The following is a 16,760-nucleotide window of genomic DNA, read 5'->3' as shown; positions in this document are numbered from 1 at the left end:
GCTTGATTTAAGTCAAGCAACTCCTTGTTTTGTATGTGTGGGAGCACAACTAGTGGATAAGTGCGTAATAAACGGAAAAATCTACTGTTTATGCGTTTTGTCCACCTATTATTTACGTTTGTCCACCTGCTTGATAGTGATTAATTGTACTTTTGCCACCGAAAATTAACGATCAAACCGATTTGCGATAACAAACAAACCGTTTGAAAATTAACAAACCATAGAAAATTAGAATAAACAAAATCATAAACCTAAAAAGTTTTAAGCAATGAGGAAACAATTATTCTCTATGATGCTATGCCTAGGTGCAGTCGGTGGTGCTTCTTTCGTAACCCCGATGACCGCTATGGCTGCTGTAGCACAGGATCAGGTGATTACAGTCAAGGGACAGGTTGTAGATGATCAGGGCGAACCTCTGATTGGTGCAACAGTGAAGACCAAGGATGCCAAGACCGGTGCTGTAACTGACCTCGATGGTAACTTCGAGATCAAAGTAAAAGCTAACGCTACTCTTTTGGTTAGCTATTTGGGCTTCAAGGAGCGCCAGATTGCCGTTCGCGGACGCGCTATCCTTGAACCTATCCAGCTTTCTTCAGACAATCAGTTGCTCGAACAGGTTGTCGTAGTGGGTTATGGTACCCAGAAGAAGGCAGACCTTACCGGTTCTGTAGCTATCGTCAATGCAGAGGAGATGAAGAAGGTGTCTAACTCCAACATCTCTACCATGCTCGAAGGTAAGGTAGCTGGTGTGCAGATTACATCCGATGGTCAGCCAGGTGCCGACCCAAGCGTACGTATCCGTGGTATCGGTTCTTTCGGTAGCACAGCTCCTCTTTATGTCATCGATGGTGTGCCAATGGGTACCACTATCCGTGATTTCTCTCCTAATGATATTGAGACCATCCAGATCTTGAAGGATGCTTCTGCGGGTGCCATCTATGGTTCTCGTGCAGCTAATGGTGTCGTTATCATCACTACCAAGAATGGTAAGAAAGACCAGCCTCTGAAGGTAAACTACTCTGGTTACTTCGGTGTTGACCAGATTCCTGGCGATGTATATGACGTGATGAATGCCGACCAGTATAGCAACTATCTGGGTCAGGCTTGCTCAAACTCCAACACTCCTCTGCCTGGTGGTTACAAGATGGGCGAGGATGGCAAGTATCACTTCCAGGATGCTACCAATACAAATTGGTTTGACGAAGTGTTCAAGACTGGTATCCGCCAGAATCACAACGTAGCCCTCAGCGGTGGTAGCTCTCACAGTACTTATAATGTATCTCTCGACTACTATAACCAGAAGGGTACATTGCAGGGTGCAGGTCCTAACTACGAGCGTTATACAGCCCGTGTGAACAACACCATGGACACCAAGTTCGTGAAATTCCGCACCAGCATGGTTTATTCTCATTCCAACCAGGACAACATGGGTCTTTCTAATGCCTCAGAGTATGTTCAGGGTCTTTATGGTGATGTAACCAACGTGCTCCGTGGTACACTTCTGATGCAGCCAACTATCAAGGCTTACGATAAGTCAACATGGGTTCTCGATGACAAGGTAGGTGCAGCCAACGGTTATCGCTACGATGCATACGGTTATGGTGTTTACTATGACAGCGTACATGGTGACATCTCTGCATCCAACCCATTGCTGGTTAATAACCTCCTGCAGCGCAACACCTTGGTTGACCGCTTCGTAGGTACCGCTTCTGCCGACGTAGATTTGTTGGGTATGGTAGGTATCAAGAGCAAGAACCATGGTCTTCACTATAATGTAAACCTCTCTTACAGCAAGACAGAGGCAAAGGATAAGACCTGGATTCCTTCCTGGATTCAGAGCAACCGTGTATATCTTGCCAAGGAGAATGAGCGCCTTACCAAGGGCTCACGCAACTACAGCGACGCCTTGGTTGAGAATACCATTACCTACAATGGAACAATCGGTAAGCACAACATCAACCTGCTCGCTGGTATGACTTACGAGGAAGAGAACACCAACCTCTTGACAGGTTGGGGTATCAACTTCACAGAGCCTTACTTCCTCCAGCTTCAGAATGCCAAGAACACTTACTCAGAGTCATACGAGTATAAGCATAGTCTGGCATCATACGTTGGCCGTTTGAACTATAACTATGCAGAGAAGTACCTGATTTCTGCAGTAGTACGTCGTGATGGTAGCTCCCGCTTGAGCAAGAACATCCGTTGGGCAACCTTCCCATCTGTATCTTTGGGCTGGCGCTTCGATAAGGAAAAGTTCTTCCCAATCAGTCAGGATATCGTTAACATGTTCAAGATTCGTGCCAGCTATGGTGAGCTCGGTAACGAGAATATCGGTGAGTACCAGTATATGGCTACCATGAACCGTAACAACATGACTTACAGCTTCGGCAACAGTCCTGTAACCGGTTCTGCCGTTTCTACCTTCGTGAACAACGATATCGCATGGGAGAAGAAGAAGACCACCAACGTGGGTATCGACCTCGCGATGTTCAACAACCGCCTGGAGTTCACAGCCGAGTGGTATAAGAACAAGTCAGAAGACTTGCTTTACTCTGTTCCTGTTCCTGCACAGACTGGTGTATCCAACACCTCTGTAACCATGAACGCTGCCTCAATGGAGAACAGTGGTTTCGAGTTCAGCGCAACCTATCGCAACCGTGACCACGCCTTCAAGTATGACATCAGTGCCAACTTGAGTACCTTGAAGAACAAGGTAACTTCTCTGGGTATCGGTAAGGACTCTTACATCTCTGGTGCATACGCTACCTACGTAGGTCAGGAGATCGGTCAGTTCTATGGTTGGGTTTACGAGGGAATCGCCCGTACACAGACAGATCTCGACAACCACGCAACTCAGCAGGGTGCTAATGTAGGTGATTGCCTCTATAAGGATATTTCTGGTCCAGAAGGAACTCCTGATGGTGTAATCGATGCATACGACCAGACCGTATTGGGCAGTGGTCTTCCAAAGGTTAACTTCGGTTTGAGCACCCACATGGAGTATAAGGGCTTCGACCTCAACATTTCTACCTACGGAGTTTTGAACTATCATGTATCAGATGATATCTATAATAGCTTGAACTCTTGCTACGGTTATGGTAACAAGGAAGTAGGCATGCTGGATGCCAACCGCTGGTCAGAGGATGGTACCTACCTTTCAAGTGTTCCACGTACCTACGCTGCCAACAATGCAACATTGGCATGGAACGACCTCTTCAGCTCTCGCAAGATTCAGAATGCTGCTTACTGGAAGATTGCCAACGTAGAATTGGGCTACAACTTCCCAGACAAGTGGTTTGGTGGATATGTTAGTGGCGTACGTCTCTATGTATCAGCACAGAACCTCTACACTTTCACAGGCTATCATGGATATAATGTAGACTACGCCGGCGGTACCTTTACCCCAGGTTACAACTTCTGCTCTTTCCCAAGTGCCAGAACGTTTATGTGTGGTCTCCATTTCACATTCTAATAATGAGAATAGACAAGAATAAGAATCATTATTTAAAAGAACATTTGATATGAAACTATATAAATTATCATTAGCTCTCTTCCTTGGCCTCGGTGCTATGGCTACCACCTCATGCGAGGACAAGTTGGATGTTACCAATCCTAACCAGCAGACCACCGGAACCTTCGGTTTCAATGCTGATGATCTGGAAGAGTGCGTTATTGCAGCATACAACCATATTCGTATGGAAGGTTCTTCGGCACGTGTGGGTTATACCCTCGATGTGACACGTGGCGATGAGGTATGGAACTCATCACAGGTATGGTACATGCCATTCGATGACATGGACGACCCAGTGACAGATGAAATCTCCATGTGGCCTTGGCGTGAGGCTTACTATACTATTAATGTATGTAACTTCATCCTTTCACGTACCACAGGTGATGATGCTTCGCTCAGCGAAAGCATGAAGCGAATCAAGGGACAGGCTCTCTTCCTCCGCGGTTATTCATACTATACATTGGCAGGATATTACCAGAATCCTGCGCTGATTACTGATTATGCCAACTATTCTACTCTGGATGGTCTCTATGGCAAGAACAGTACTTATGATGAGGTGCTCGATCAGGTGGAGAAGGATTTCTCTGAGGCGATGACGCTCCTCCCATCCCGTGATGAGGGTGGTGAGTGGGCCAAGGGTCGTGCTACCTGCGGTGCCGCTGCCGGTTACTATGCCCGTACTCTGATGCAGCGCCATAAGTATAGCGATGCGCTCACCGTACTCAAGGACATCATGAACAAGAAGTATGGCTCTTACAAGCTGATGGCTAACTATGGCGACAACTTCCGTGAGGGTTCTGCTTACGAGAATAATGCCGAGAGCCTCTTCGAGATTCAGTATCTCGACTATGGTTCACAGGGTGTGGATGATGAGTGGACTCCAGTCAATACCAGTCCTAACGCTACACAGGGTCATGCCGTAGAGTCTAACTTCGCTCCAGGTAGATTCGGTGGATGGGCAGACCTTTCTGCATCTCCATGGTTGTACAACCTCTTCAAGCAGGAGCGAACCACAGCAGGTAAGTTGGATCCACGACTCTATTGGACCATCGGTACTTACGAGAGTGATTGGGAAGGATTCGAAAATGGTAACGTGGCTTATACCACCCAGATGACTCCTAATGATACAGTTGTAACGAATAACAACTATGGAGGTCTTCCTATCGCTAAGTGGACTAACTTCCGTACCAATCTTTACAGTACAGTGACAACAGGTTTGCATTGCGGTATCAACCTCCGTATGATGCGTTACTCAGATGTATTGCTTCGTGCTGCAGAGTGTGAGAACGAGGTGAATGGTCCAACACAGCAGGCTATCGACTGGATTAACCAGGTTCGTGAGCGTGCTAACCTGGCAGACTTGAAGCTTTCAGACTTCAATAGCAAGGATAAGCTCTTCGAGCAGATTGCCAATGTAGAGCGTCCTAAGGAGTTCGGTTGTGAGTATGGTCGTGGTTACGATTTGATTCGTTGGGGATTCTTCTATGATCAGGGTCGTTTGGCTCAGTTGAAGGAACACGGAACTTTCCGCCGTTCTCCATACAAGGCTAAGGAAGCAGTCAGCTACTCTTTGGTAGGTGTTGATCCTGAGGTGAAGAGTTCTTACGATACATACGTACCGGGTCATGAGTTCCTGCCAATCTATCAGGGCTTGTTGAACGACAACCCTAACCTGACTGGTAACTCTGCGAATACCAATACAGACAACTCTACTGATTTCTTCGGAAGAGGTTGGACAGTTCACCCAGTAGTAAACTTGGGCAAATAACAATATGGCTTATCTCATGGTGCAGCATCTCCTGCCCATGAGATAACCTAAAAATCATATATTTACAATATAGAATATATAAAATATGAAACACCTAAATAAATTAGCATCTGTCTTCTGCGTGGCAGCCATGGGCTTGACTACACTGACAGGATGCGAGGGAAGTGACATGTTTAGTGTCAATGGACCTGATTGGCTTTCTGAAAAGATAGATTCAATCGCCAATAGCAACAAAGGTACTGCGCCTACCATCTCGCCAACTACCCTTGGTGCAACTGATAATAGCGATGCCTGGTGGACATCTCACCTGGATGCTGATGTCAAGATTGAAAGTAATAAGTCTTATTCTACGACATTTACCAACTATACTTCTGGTGCAAATAACTATAACAACTATGTTGTAGTACTTCGCAAGGCTGATAAGACAGAGTATGCAGTAATGCGTTCTGATGATTATTGTTGGGGTGATGCTGTTGGTGGAAATGGTGGTCCTCTTATTACCCATAGTAACTCGGCATCAGATGATTGGGGAGCATGGCTGGCTCAGATGAATGGTGCCAAGGTAACCGTAACCGTAACCAACTATGGTGATAATACAGCAGATGTTGTAGCTGAGGTTACCGGTACTGAAGGATTGACTTCTACCCAGAAATATCTGGGTATTCCAGTTGAGAGTGCAGACCTCTATCTCGACTTCACTACCGATGGTTGTCACTATGTATTCGACAAGGCAGAGATGGATGTGGCTGATGTAAAGGATCAGCAGCCTGAGTCAATGGAATTGCTTGATGTTCCAGCCGAAGTTGACAAGGGAACTTCTGTGAAGGAATTCACTTCTACATTGAAGGCGAAGGTTACTTACTCTGATGGCGCTGTCAAGGAAGTTCCTGCCAGTGATCTTGAATTCATCGTTGTTCCTGATATGAAGACGGTGGGAGAGAAGTATGTTGTTGCAACATTGAACAAGACCCTTTTGGGCAAGGCTGCTGATAAGACCATCAGTGCCAATGCTAAGTTCAGCGTTGTGGCTGGTATTAAGAGCATTACCGTAACCAAGGCTCCTGAACATACCAATTACTACTTCTTCAACTCTTCTGCTCTTGAGGGCGTTGACCACACCTTGGCTTTCGATCCTACAGGTATGGAGGTTACTGCCAAGTATGTGGAAGGCGAGGATGCTGTTCTCGATAACTCTAAGTTGACATTCTCAAGAATCCCTGCTACTGCGGGTAAGCACGAGGTGACTATCACTACAGAGAATGGCCGTACTGCTACCGTAGAAGTAAATGTGGCTAAGTCTGCTGTCAAGGCGGTTACTCCAAGTCCGGTTTCTCTTGGTGCAGCGGACTGCTCTACTGCCTGGTGGACAGAATTTACAAAGGATATGAAGATTCCTGCTGGTGAGACATTCGAGTTCAACTTCACCAACTATTCTAGCGGTGCAAACAACTGGAACAACTATGTGGTCATCCTCCGCAAGGCTGATTTGGCAGAATATGCAGTGGTTCGTGCCGATAACTATGGCTGGGGTGATGGTTATGCAGCTTGTACTCCTATCGGAACACAGGGTGATTTGGCTACCTGGCTCGCAACCATGAACGGTGCAAAGGTGAAGCTGTTCGTAACCAACTGTAACAATGGTACTGCCGATATTCAGGCCATCGTTACAGGTAATGATGGTAGCGTGACTACCCAGAGCTACTTGGGTATCAACACCATTAATCCTAGCGATTTGAATGTAGCCTTCACCGTTGATAGCAGCCACTTGAAGTTTAATGCAGCTTCTTCTGCCCGCAAGCACTATACACGTGCTCACCGCAGATAAAACATAAAACGTGGTTCATGTAGATATTTGAAAACAATAAAGGCATGACCTATGCGGAAACACATTCCCATAGGTCTGCCTTTTTTCAGAAAAGAAGATCATAAAACTAACTAAACGAAAAGAAAAATGAAAAAGCTTCATATATTTGCCCTTTTGCTGGCTTGTACGCTGGCGGTAGGATGCAGCAGTAGCAGTGATGATCCGGAGATTCCTGTGAATCCAACTCCAACTCCTACACCGACTCCAACTCCTACCCCAACTCCTGGTGATCAGACAGCAGAGGATCTGGCTAATTACAAATGTCCTACCTATAGTGATAATTATACATCGGTGGCTGCCTGGATACAGCGATCGAAGTGGAATCTTGCCAATATGCACGATCCTACGGTGGTGAAGGCATCTGATGGATATTATTATATGTATCAGACTGATGCCAGCTATGGCAATGAACATCAGAAGGATATCCGCAACAGCAACAAGCACGGACACTTCTTCTGTCGTCGTTCCAAGAATCTTGTAGATTGGGAATTTGTAGGAGCCACCATGGTGGGCTTGCCTTCCTGGGTAAAGACAAAACTCAATGAATTCCGCAAGGGTATGGGAGTGGCTGAACGTCCTGACAGCTATTTCGCCAATGACCTGGACTTCGGTTTCTGGGCTCCATGCGTGCGCAAGGTCAACGACCATCTCTACCGTATGTATTATGCCATCACCTGTCCTGGCACCATCAATGGTGACGGAACCTGGAGTGAACGTGCCTTCATCGGACTGATGGAGACCAGCGATCCGGCTTCCAACAAATGGGAAGATAAGGGATATGTCATCACCAACGCTTCTGACAAGGGATTGAATTACAAGGTAAAATCAAATGATTGGGCAAACTGCTATTTCAAGTATAATGCCATCGACCCTACTTACGTCATCACTCCAGAAGGAAAGCATTGGCTGATATATGGTTCATGGCACAGTGGTTTCGCTGCTGTGGAGCTTGATGCCAATACGGGTAAGACCAAGGCTGCCTTGCCTAACCCATGGGGTACAGCCGATGATATCGCTGCTTACGGAAAGACCATCTTTACCCGTACGTTGAATAACCGTTGGCAGGGTTCCGAGGCTCCGGAGATTGTATATCATGATGGCTATTATTATCTTTTCGTTGCTTACGATGCCCTGGATGTTCCTTACAATACCCGTGTGCTCCGTTCCAAGAACGTGGATGGTCCGTATGAGACCATGAATGGTAAGATTACCGATGCTGCCAAGGGTGCCAATGAGGAACCTACCGTGCTGACTCATCCTTACAAGTTCAGCGCAGGAAGCGGTTGGGTAGGTATCAGTCACTGTGCCGTATTCGATGATGGTGCAGGCAACTGGTATTATGTTTCCCAGCAGCGTATGCCTGCCAATGTTGCAGGTATTGCAGCCAGCAATGCCATCATGATGGGTGGTGTGCGTTCTATCCAGTGGGATAGCAACGGATGGCCAGTCGTGATGCCTGAGCGTTATGGAGCTGTTCCACAGGCGAAAATCACCGCCAGCGAACTGGAGGGAACCTGGGAAGGTATCGAACTCTCTTATGAGTATGGCAAGCAGAAGACCAGCAAGACCTTCAAGCTCAGCAGCAATGGCGTGATGGAGGGTGGTTCTGCCTGGAGCAATGTCAAGGCATGGAGCTTCGATGCTTCTTCCAACACATTGACCATCGGTACTACCAAGCTGAAGGTTCAGCGTGAGGTAGATTGGGAGGCAAGTCCTCGCAAGGTTACCATCGTTTACTCGGGAGTGAGTGGCAACAGAAGCTATTGGGGAAAGAAGAATTAAGATCTTTAGTTAGTTTTAAATATGACCGCATCTGCGGTTTTTTAACAGTCATAAGGGGAGCTAAGCTGTGAAGCATTCAGCTCCCTTTTTTAATAACTCAACTTAGTAAGTAATCCTATAAACAGTAACAAAAAGACGTATGAATAATTTTTTGATTAAAGATATAAGAGTATGGGTTCTCTCTATACCCTTAGTGGCGGCTTGTGCCGTTTCCGCCGTTTCCGCAAAGGCGCAGACGGCTCTTTCACAGCCGGTTGTGGTGGATTCACCAATGGTTCATGATCCCGTGATGGCTTACGAGAATGGCAAGTACTATCTTTACTGTACGGGGCATGGAGTGGCTCAGATGACTTCTACCGACCGCCAGCACTGGACCCTGAATCCGCAGGGTGTATTGAAGGATGAGGCTCGTGGTGCTTTTCCTGCATGGACCCATGATAGTGTGCCGGGTTATGAGAGTCATACCTGGGCACCGGATGTCATCAGGTATAAGAATAAGTGGTATATGGCTTATTCCTGTTCTACCTTTGGCAAGAATACTTCTGCCATCGGATTGCTGAGCAATTCTTCGCTCGCCGATACTGATGGATGGAAGGATGAGGGCTGCCTCATATCTTCAAAGGGTGGTAGAGACAACTGGAATGCCATTGATCCGAATTTTGTGATTGATGAGAAGGGAAAGCCTTGGCTTACCTGGGGTTCTTTCTGGGATGGTATCCAGCTTATTCCTTTAGACAAGAAGACGATGCATGTGAAGAAGGGCGCCAAGCCTCAGACCATTGCCCGCCGTTATGCGCTCAATCAGATGGATGTGCCTACCAATCCTACTTCCCGTGATGCCGGCACCAATGCCATCGAGGCTCCTTTCATCATGAAGCATGGTGGTTATTACTATCTCTTCGTCAGTTGGGATTACTGCTGCCAGGGTATGAAGAGTACTTACCGTGTTGCTGTAGGCAGAAGCAAGAAGGTGGCTGGTCCTTATCTGGATAAAGAAGGCAAGGATATGCGCAATGGCGGTGGCACCCTGCTGCTGGAAGGCGACAAGAAGGAATATGAGGCGATGGGTCATTGTTCTGCCTACTCCTTCCCTGATGGCGATTTCTTCTTCTGCCATGGTTACAGCGTGCCGAAGAATGGTGCCAGCATCCTGGTTCAGAAGAAAATCAACTGGACAAAAGATGGCTGGTTGACGCTGGAATAAGATATGTCGAAGCTGATACCGATTTTTACCAGTCGCTTGCCTTCTGTATGATATGGCAGCATATTAAAATCCGGAAACTTGTAAAATAAGGCGTTCTGTGTAGTTAAAAACATGTAAAATAAGGCATTCTTCATTATTTTTTCTTATCTTTGTTCGCCCCGAAAAAACAATGGGATTGGGTTGTGGAAATGGGGACGAGAAAATAGAGAAAAAAAGAGAAATAACAATCGCAATATAAGAAATGAATAAATTAAAAGCATTATTGGGCTTCGACCCGAAGACTACTACGGTCAAGACGGAATTGATAGCTGGTATGACTACCTTCTTGACCATGTGTTACATCCTGGCAGTAAACCCTACCATCCTTGCCACCACAGGCATGGACAAGGGGGCTCTCTTTACTGCCACAGCCATCGCTTCTGCCATTGCCACCTTCCTGCTGGCTTTCATGGCAAAGTTGCCTTTTGCCCAGGCTCCTAGCATGGGACTGAACGCCTTCTTCGCCTTCACCCTTTGTCAGGCAATGGGCTTGACCTGGCAGCAGGCTTTGGCAGTATTGCTCGTAGAGGGTATCATCTTCCTGGCCATCACCTTCCTCAATATCCGTGACAAGATATTGGAGTGCATTCCGAAAAACCTCCGCTTTGCCATATCGGCAGGTATCGGTATGTTTATCGCCTTTATCGGTTTGAAGAATGCGGGCATCATTACAGCCAATGCTGATACTTTCGTGCAGCTCGGCAAGTTTACGCCAGTCAGCATCCTGGGTCTCATCAGCATCCTGCTCTGTGGCTGTCTGATGGCGAGAAGAGTGAAGGGCTCCCTGTTCATCGCCATCATCATCTCTACCTTGATAGGTATTCCGATGGGCGTAACCCAGTTCTCTGACAACTGGATGCCGGTATCTACCCCTCACAGCATTGCTCCAATCTTCTGCCAGTTCGATTTCTCGGGCTTCTTTACACCTAAGATGTTTATGGTGGTTTTCTCCCTGTTGCTTGTCAACATCTTCGATACCATCGGAACGGTGTTGGGATTGGTTTCCAAGTTGGGTATCAAGGAGAATGAGAAGGGTGAGATTCCTGGTGTGAAGGAGGCGATGATGAGTGATGCCATCGGTACCACGGCGGGTGCCCTGCTGGGCAGCTCTACCATTACCACTTATGTGGAGAGTGCTTCGGGTGTTGCCGAGGGCGGTAAGTCGGGTTTGACATCTTTCTTTGTGGGTTTGATGTTTATCCTGAGCATTTTCCTGGCTCCTATCTTCCTGCTGATTCCGAGTGCAGCCACCAGTGGTGCCCTGGTAATGGTGGGTGTATTGATGATTGATTCGTTCAAGAAGATTGAGTTGGAGGATATTTCCGAGTCGTTCCCTGCCTTCATCACGATGATTACGATGGTGCTCTGTTACAGCATCGCCGATGGCATCTGCCTCGGCATCCTGAGTTATGTGCTCATCAAGATGATGGTGGGTAAGTTCAAGGATCTGAATCTTACGCTCTATATTCTGAGCATCTTCCTGCTCTTCAATTATGTTTTCAGCTAAATGAAGCGATAGATAACAACGAGGCGGCAATCTGCATCACGCAGGTTGCCGCCTTCCATTTTCTAACTAACTTTTCTATCAACTATTCAAAAATGTATCAATATATTGGGTATATCCAGGGCTGATGCCCTGGATGTAGCTTGTTTCTTGTTTCAATCTTTCTACTTCAATCTGATGATGTTCAGCGAGCTGGCAGGAATCTCTACCGTAGCACCATTCTTCTCTGTAGTTACGTAGTTTTCTACAGGATAGATGTTGGTAGGGTTGTCGATGGTGTTCTCCTCCAGACCGTTCTTGGCAGAAAGGCGGATGAGTTTGCCAGCCTTAATCTCCTTGCCCTGAAGATTGATCTTCGCTGTGGTGTGCTCGGTGCTGGTGTTGGCAATCTTCAGGATTACCTCGCCAGTCTTCTCATCGAGTGTGGCTGTAGAGAAGATGCCAGGAAGGGTGTTTGCCTTCAGCTTGGTAGCGAATACCTCCTTGCCATCCAACTTGGCGAAGATGCTGTCGCCTACTACCTTCAGCTCGATATCGTACCACTTGCCGGTTTCAATCTTGCCAGGGCAGGTAGCAATCTGGCTCTTGGCACCATTCACAATAGACTCCACACCATGCTGGGTATTGTTCCAGCCACCAAGGTTCAACCAGCAGTAGTTGTTCTTATCCACGTAGTTGAAGATGATGAGGAAACCTTCGTTGCCGGCATCCTTCTTCGCGCGTACCTTATATATATAACCGTTGCTGGTAATCTCGCCTGGGTTCAGACGGATGCAGCTCTCCTCGTTGCTGGTCTGCTTGATGAGGCTGCCGTCTGCCTTCCACTGTCCATGGATATCGGTAGGCAGTTCCTGGAGTGTCATTGGCAGCGCCTTGCCGTTCTCATCGCTGTAGCCCTTGTCCTCGAAAGAAACCTGGGTGCCCCATGTTCCCATGCCCACACGGCAGATGGCTGGCTTTACACGAGCCTGATCATACTTGTATGGATTCTCCTGGTTCACCTTCAATACACGGGTACCGATGTTGTTCGCCATCACGTTCTGGACGTAGTAGGATGGAGTTCCGAATACCTTATCAGATGTATATTGAATCATATCCGGTGCCCACATACGGTTGTTGAGGTTGGCGAAGATAGGAGCGTAGGATGCCATGGTCACAATATCAGAATTGTTCTCGATGCCCATCATATAGACAGCCTCACCGAGTGCTGCATCGAGCGAACCCATATTGCCGAAGCCCTGGGTTACGGCATATTCGCCTACATAAATCTCGCTGCCCTTGCGGTTGTAGTTGTCATACTTGTTGAAGTTCTCTGCAAACCAGGCTGGGTTTCTGTAGTAGTGCTCATCGAGCAGCTCTACGCTCTCGTTGCTTTCCCACTTAGGGTTATCATCGCCCCAAGCCACCACGTTGCCGATGAGGTGCATCTTAGGATATTTCGCCAGAACGGCATCCTTAAACTTCTTGAAGCGCTCGTAGTAGTGGTCGCTCTGAGCCGCAGGATCCGGCTGGTTGTTCTCATTACCAATCTCCAGATACTCGATGTTGTATGGTTCCGGATGACCGTTCTTGGCACGCAGCGCACCATACTTGGAGGTAACAGGACCATTGGCATACTCCAGGGCATTCATGCACTCGTCAATCCAAGGCTGGATGCTATCCACAGGAGTCATACCGCCATGCCACAAACCTACGTTTACTACATAGAGCGGTTTGGCATTCAAATCCTCAGCCAACTGCAGATACTCGTCGAATCCCATACCGTCGCTGGTGCGATAGCGCCAGTTCACATTCTTATGTCCCGGACGCTCCTCGATAGGACCGATGGTCTTCTCCCAGTGGAATGCATTCTCAGGAGATTCCTGTCCCTCTACGTAGCAACCGCCTGGGAAGCGGACGAACTTAGGATGGATGTTATAGAGAAGCTGAGCCAAATCAGGGCGCAAGCCGTTTTCGCGATTCTTGAAAGTAGGAGGGAAGAGGCTAACCACGTCGAGAACGATGGTACCCTTTCCGTTGGCTACGAGTTCAAACTGTGCTTTCGCATCGTTGGCATTGGCTGTGAGTTCAGCTGTATATTTTGTCCACTTCTTGCCCACCTTGGCATTGAGGGATGTTTCTGCATAAACCTTGTCGCCCTTTGCGTTGGTGAGGCGAGCCTTCAATCCGCCCTTGTAGCTACCCTTTGCCCAGAAAGAGAGCTTGTAGGTTCTGCCCTGAACGGCGTTGATGCCCCAGAAGCCTTCGTTGATGAGAGAGGCTGTGGCAGCAGGCTTTGCCGCGATGGTAAGCTGGAGAGCCTTGCCCTGTGCCTTGTTGAGCAGACCCTTGTTGATGAGTTGTGTCTGGATTTTTGCGCCTTCCTGAGCGGAAGTTTTCCAAGTAGGGATGTTCTTGTCGTCATCCTCAAAGGAGCGGTTGCTGATGAGTTCGGCATAGAGTCCGCCATCGGCAGCATGGTTGATATCCTCGAAGAAGATACCATATAAATTAGGTGAAACCTTGACGCCTGGGTTAGAGGCATCTACGTTGATGGTTACTTGGGCGTTGGCTGCCAATGTTGTGGCGAGCACAGCCGAGAGTAAAAAATGTCTTTTCTTATTCATTGTTTATTCTTTAGGCTTGTTTTTATTTTGTTGCTTGTTATTTGCTGGTAGCATGAAGCCGCAGCTTTTGGAAGTTACTTCCTGCTGCGATTCATACACAGCCGCAAAAGTACACAAAATACACGGAAAAGAGGTGGACAAAACGGAGAATATAGTGTAAAAGGTGGATTTTCTGCTGAAAATCCACCTTTTTATCCTCTGTGAGGGTGTGTCATTATTCATCGGATTACGTGGATGAACGACATATCCGGCGAGGCGGAATAGTTTTGTTATTCAATAGAGGTAAATTCTATGGTTTTTCAATTTTTTGCATTTTTTTCTTGGAGTTTTCAGAGAAAAATCGTAAATTTGCCATCAGATATCAATTATCTCAATATTTTGCCATGGGTAAATATATTAACCCCTTCACATCTACTTGTCTCTTCCTTTCTTTGACAAGAAGGCTGAAGAATGTGAAAGTGATTTTGACAAATGGATTTATGTATTAAAGCATATGGAAGCATTAGAGAGAATGCCGTTTACGGCACAGAAGAAGATTTTCAAGCGTCTAGCTGAACTGGCAGATTCCCGCTGTCTGAGTCAGGAAGAGCAAGAGAAATATGATGAAAGCTTAAAGGCCGCCGATGATTACTATGGTGTCTTAATGAGCTATTACATGAATGGTATTGATGAAGGAGAAGCTAAGGGTTTTGCCAAAGGTGAAGCAAGAGGTAGTTATCACAAAAGTCTTGATATAGCGAAGAAAATGCTATTAAAGGGTATGGATGATGACTCTATCATGGAACTGACAGGCTTAACCCATGAGCAATTGCATCAATTGAAATCATAAAATTATCAGATACAAGTTCTCCCCATAAGCCAGGCGATAGATAACTGTACTATCGCTGCATCTTGTAAGTACTATCGCTGTGCCTTGTAAGTATTATCGTTGCTGCATCGATTTAATGTAAATAGTCTTCGGAGTAACCTTTACTTGTTGCCAGAAGGACTAATAGTATAAGCCGGAAAAGCCTATCTCTCCAGCCGCACAACAGCTGTTGTGCGCTTGCATAACAGCTGATATGCGCTCGCCCAACACCTGTTGTGCAAGTGGAAATCAGCTGGTGGGCGGATATTTATTTTAAATCTTCCTTTCTTTCGCTAGGTGTCCCGACGAATTTGCAATGCGTGAGGTGGCTGTCTTCCGCTAGGCGTCCCAGCGGATTTGCAATGCGTGAGGTGGCTGTCTTCCGTTAGGCGTCCCAGCGGATTTGCAATCCGCTGTTAAAAAATGTTCGACCTTTTCTTTGCGGATTTGTAATCCGCTGTAACTTGTAATGATTATCCGCCAATTTCAAAAATACTCTTCACCCTTCACCGGAGTGGTGTAAGTATTTGTGTATGAGCTGATTTGGTAGGGTGAAGAGTGCGCTCGACTCTTCACCACTCTTCACCCCAGATTTTTTCGCTAGCTGTTTATAGATTGAGGGGGGATTGCAAATCCCCCGGTTTCATAGGTCGAACGTTTTTTTACAGCGGATTGCAAATCCGCTGGGACGCCTGACGGTTGCAAATCCGCTGGGACGCCTCACGGAAGACAGACGCCTGACGGAATCCGTGCGTAATCCGTGGAACAAGAATGCTCTGTTAACTCAGCGTAATCCGATGAAAAAATATTCAGGTGAAGAGTGGGTTGCGAGAGTTTTCAGGCATTATGCAAAAGCTTTTTCCATACAAGAAATACCAAGTCGGCGTTCAATTTCTGCGATGGTTTTGAACGAGAAGTTAGTCTTTCCGGACAAAATTTTGCTTACGTATTGTGGAGTGCATCCCAACCGCTCAGCAATATCAGCTCTTGATAAATTGTTCTCTTGCATGAAATCGACAATTTTTAGCGCAATGCTCTGCGACCATCTTATCCAGGCATTGTTTTCCTGTCTCCACTTGGCTTCATCTACAAATGAAGAGGCTTCATGGCTTTCATGTGCCTCTAAGAATCTTAATGTTTTCTCTTTCATATTTTTATGCAGCATAGTGTATAATGCAAAGATATGAATAAAAACGATTTGTTGCAACTTTTAGGTTGCTTTTTTAATGAAAATTATACTAATCCTATCTTCCTATTTTTCGAAGTTATCTCGTTTGTTGCTGTCTTGTAAGTACTATCACTGAATCTTGTAAGTACTATCGCTGCATCTTGTAAGTACTATCGCTGTGCCCTGTAAGTACTATCGTTGCTGCATCGATTTAACGTAAATAGTCTTCGGAGTAACCTTTACTTGTTGCCAGAAGAACTAATAGTATAAGCCGGAAAAGCCTATCTCTCCAGCCGCACAACAGCTGGTGGGCGGATATTTATTTTAAATCTTCCTTTCTTCCGCTAGGTGTCCCGACGAATTTGCAATGCGTGAGGTGACTGTCTTCCGTTAGGCGTCCCGACGAATTTGCAATGCGTGAGGTGGCTGTCTTCCGCTAGGCGTCCCAGCGGATTTGCAATCCGCTG

General features: G+C 46.7%; 9 protein-coding genes. 7 read left to right on the top strand and 2 right to left on the bottom strand.

Annotated features, from left to right (window positions below):
* The first annotated feature begins 268 nt into the window (after positions 1 to 268).
* The 6 genes from CFT61_RS10420 to CFT61_RS10395 all read left to right on the top strand — a co-directional run bounded on the left by CFT61_RS10420 (position 269) and on the right by CFT61_RS10395 (position 11,675).
* Positions 269 to 3,472: a SusC/RagA family TonB-linked outer membrane protein gene (locus CFT61_RS10420; protein WP_089544369.1), complete on the top strand. Its 3,204-nt coding sequence runs from the start codon at positions 269 to 271 to the stop codon at positions 3,470 to 3,472.
* A gap of 49 nt (positions 3,473 to 3,521) precedes the next feature.
* Positions 3,522 to 5,279, top strand: a complete 1,758-nt coding sequence (locus CFT61_RS10415; protein WP_089544368.1) for a RagB/SusD family nutrient uptake outer membrane protein — start codon at positions 3,522 to 3,524, stop codon at positions 5,277 to 5,279.
* Positions 5,280 to 5,364: 85 nt separating this feature from the next.
* Positions 5,365 to 7,104 carry a hypothetical protein gene (locus CFT61_RS10410; RefSeq protein ID WP_142990613.1) on the top strand — a complete coding sequence of 580 codons (1,740 nt, stop codon included), beginning with the start codon at positions 5,365 to 5,367 and terminating at the stop codon, positions 7,102 to 7,104.
* A gap of 126 nt (positions 7,105 to 7,230) precedes the next feature.
* Positions 7,231 to 8,925: an arabinan endo-1,5-alpha-L-arabinosidase gene (locus CFT61_RS10405; protein ID WP_089544366.1), complete on the top strand. Its 1,695-nt coding sequence runs from the start codon at positions 7,231 to 7,233 to the stop codon at positions 8,923 to 8,925.
* 271 nt (positions 8,926 to 9,196) lie between these two features.
* Entirely contained in the window at positions 9,197 to 10,129 is a 933-nt protein-coding gene (locus CFT61_RS10400; protein ID WP_254918944.1) for a family 43 glycosylhydrolase, read from the top strand.
* Positions 10,130 to 10,370: 241 nt separating this feature from the next.
* Positions 10,371 to 11,675: an NCS2 family permease gene (locus CFT61_RS10395; RefSeq protein ID WP_089544364.1), complete on the top strand. Its 1,305-nt coding sequence runs from the start codon at positions 10,371 to 10,373 to the stop codon at positions 11,673 to 11,675.
* A gap of 161 nt (positions 11,676 to 11,836) precedes the next feature.
* On the opposite strand, the gene CFT61_RS10390 is transcribed toward CFT61_RS10395, so the two are convergent.
* Positions 11,837 to 14,278, bottom strand: a complete 2,442-nt coding sequence (locus tag CFT61_RS10390) for an alpha-L-arabinofuranosidase C-terminal domain-containing protein (RefSeq protein WP_089544363.1) — start codon at positions 14,276 to 14,278, stop codon at positions 11,837 to 11,839.
* 415 nt (positions 14,279 to 14,693) lie between these two features.
* Between CFT61_RS10390 and CFT61_RS10385 the strand changes: the two genes are divergently transcribed.
* Positions 14,694 to 15,107: a PD-(D/E)XK nuclease family transposase gene (locus CFT61_RS10385; RefSeq protein ID WP_089544362.1), complete on the top strand. Its 414-nt coding sequence runs from the start codon at positions 14,694 to 14,696 to the stop codon at positions 15,105 to 15,107.
* A gap of 862 nt (positions 15,108 to 15,969) precedes the next feature.
* Here the strand turns inward: CFT61_RS10385 and CFT61_RS10380 are convergent.
* On the bottom strand, positions 15,970 to 16,275 hold the full coding sequence (locus CFT61_RS10380; RefSeq protein WP_089544424.1) for a helix-turn-helix domain-containing protein: 306 nt from the start codon (positions 16,273 to 16,275) through the stop codon (positions 15,970 to 15,972).
* Positions 16,276 to 16,760: the final 485 nt, after the last annotated feature.

Origin of the sequence: Segatella copri, assembly GCF_002224675.1 — a bacterium.
GTDB classification, from domain to species: Bacteria; Bacteroidota; Bacteroidia; order Bacteroidales; family Bacteroidaceae; genus Prevotella; species Prevotella copri_U.
The sequence above is the reverse complement of the archived record's forward strand: the minus strand, read 5'-3'. Positions and strand labels throughout refer to the sequence as shown.

Coding starts and splice junctions, on each gene's coding strand:
- CFT61_RS10420 (WP_089544369.1), top strand. CDS start 269: ATGAGGAAACAATTATTCTCTATGATGCTATGCCTAGGTGCAGTCGGT.
- CFT61_RS10415 (WP_089544368.1), top strand. CDS start 3,522: ATGAAACTATATAAATTATCATTAGCTCTCTTCCTTGGCCTCGGTGCT.
- CFT61_RS10410 (WP_142990613.1), top strand. CDS start 5,365: ATGAAACACCTAAATAAATTAGCATCTGTCTTCTGCGTGGCAGCCATG.
- CFT61_RS10405 (WP_089544366.1), top strand. CDS start 7,231: ATGAAAAAGCTTCATATATTTGCCCTTTTGCTGGCTTGTACGCTGGCG.
- CFT61_RS10400 (WP_254918944.1), top strand. CDS start 9,197: ATGGTTCATGATCCCGTGATGGCTTACGAGAATGGCAAGTACTATCTT.
- CFT61_RS10395 (WP_089544364.1), top strand. CDS start 10,371: ATGAATAAATTAAAAGCATTATTGGGCTTCGACCCGAAGACTACTACG.
- CFT61_RS10390 (WP_089544363.1), bottom strand. CDS start 14,278: ATGAATAAGAAAAGACATTTTTTACTCTCGGCTGTGCTCGCCACAACA.
- CFT61_RS10380 (WP_089544424.1), bottom strand. CDS start 16,275: ATGAAAGAGAAAACATTAAGATTCTTAGAGGCACATGAAAGCCATGAA.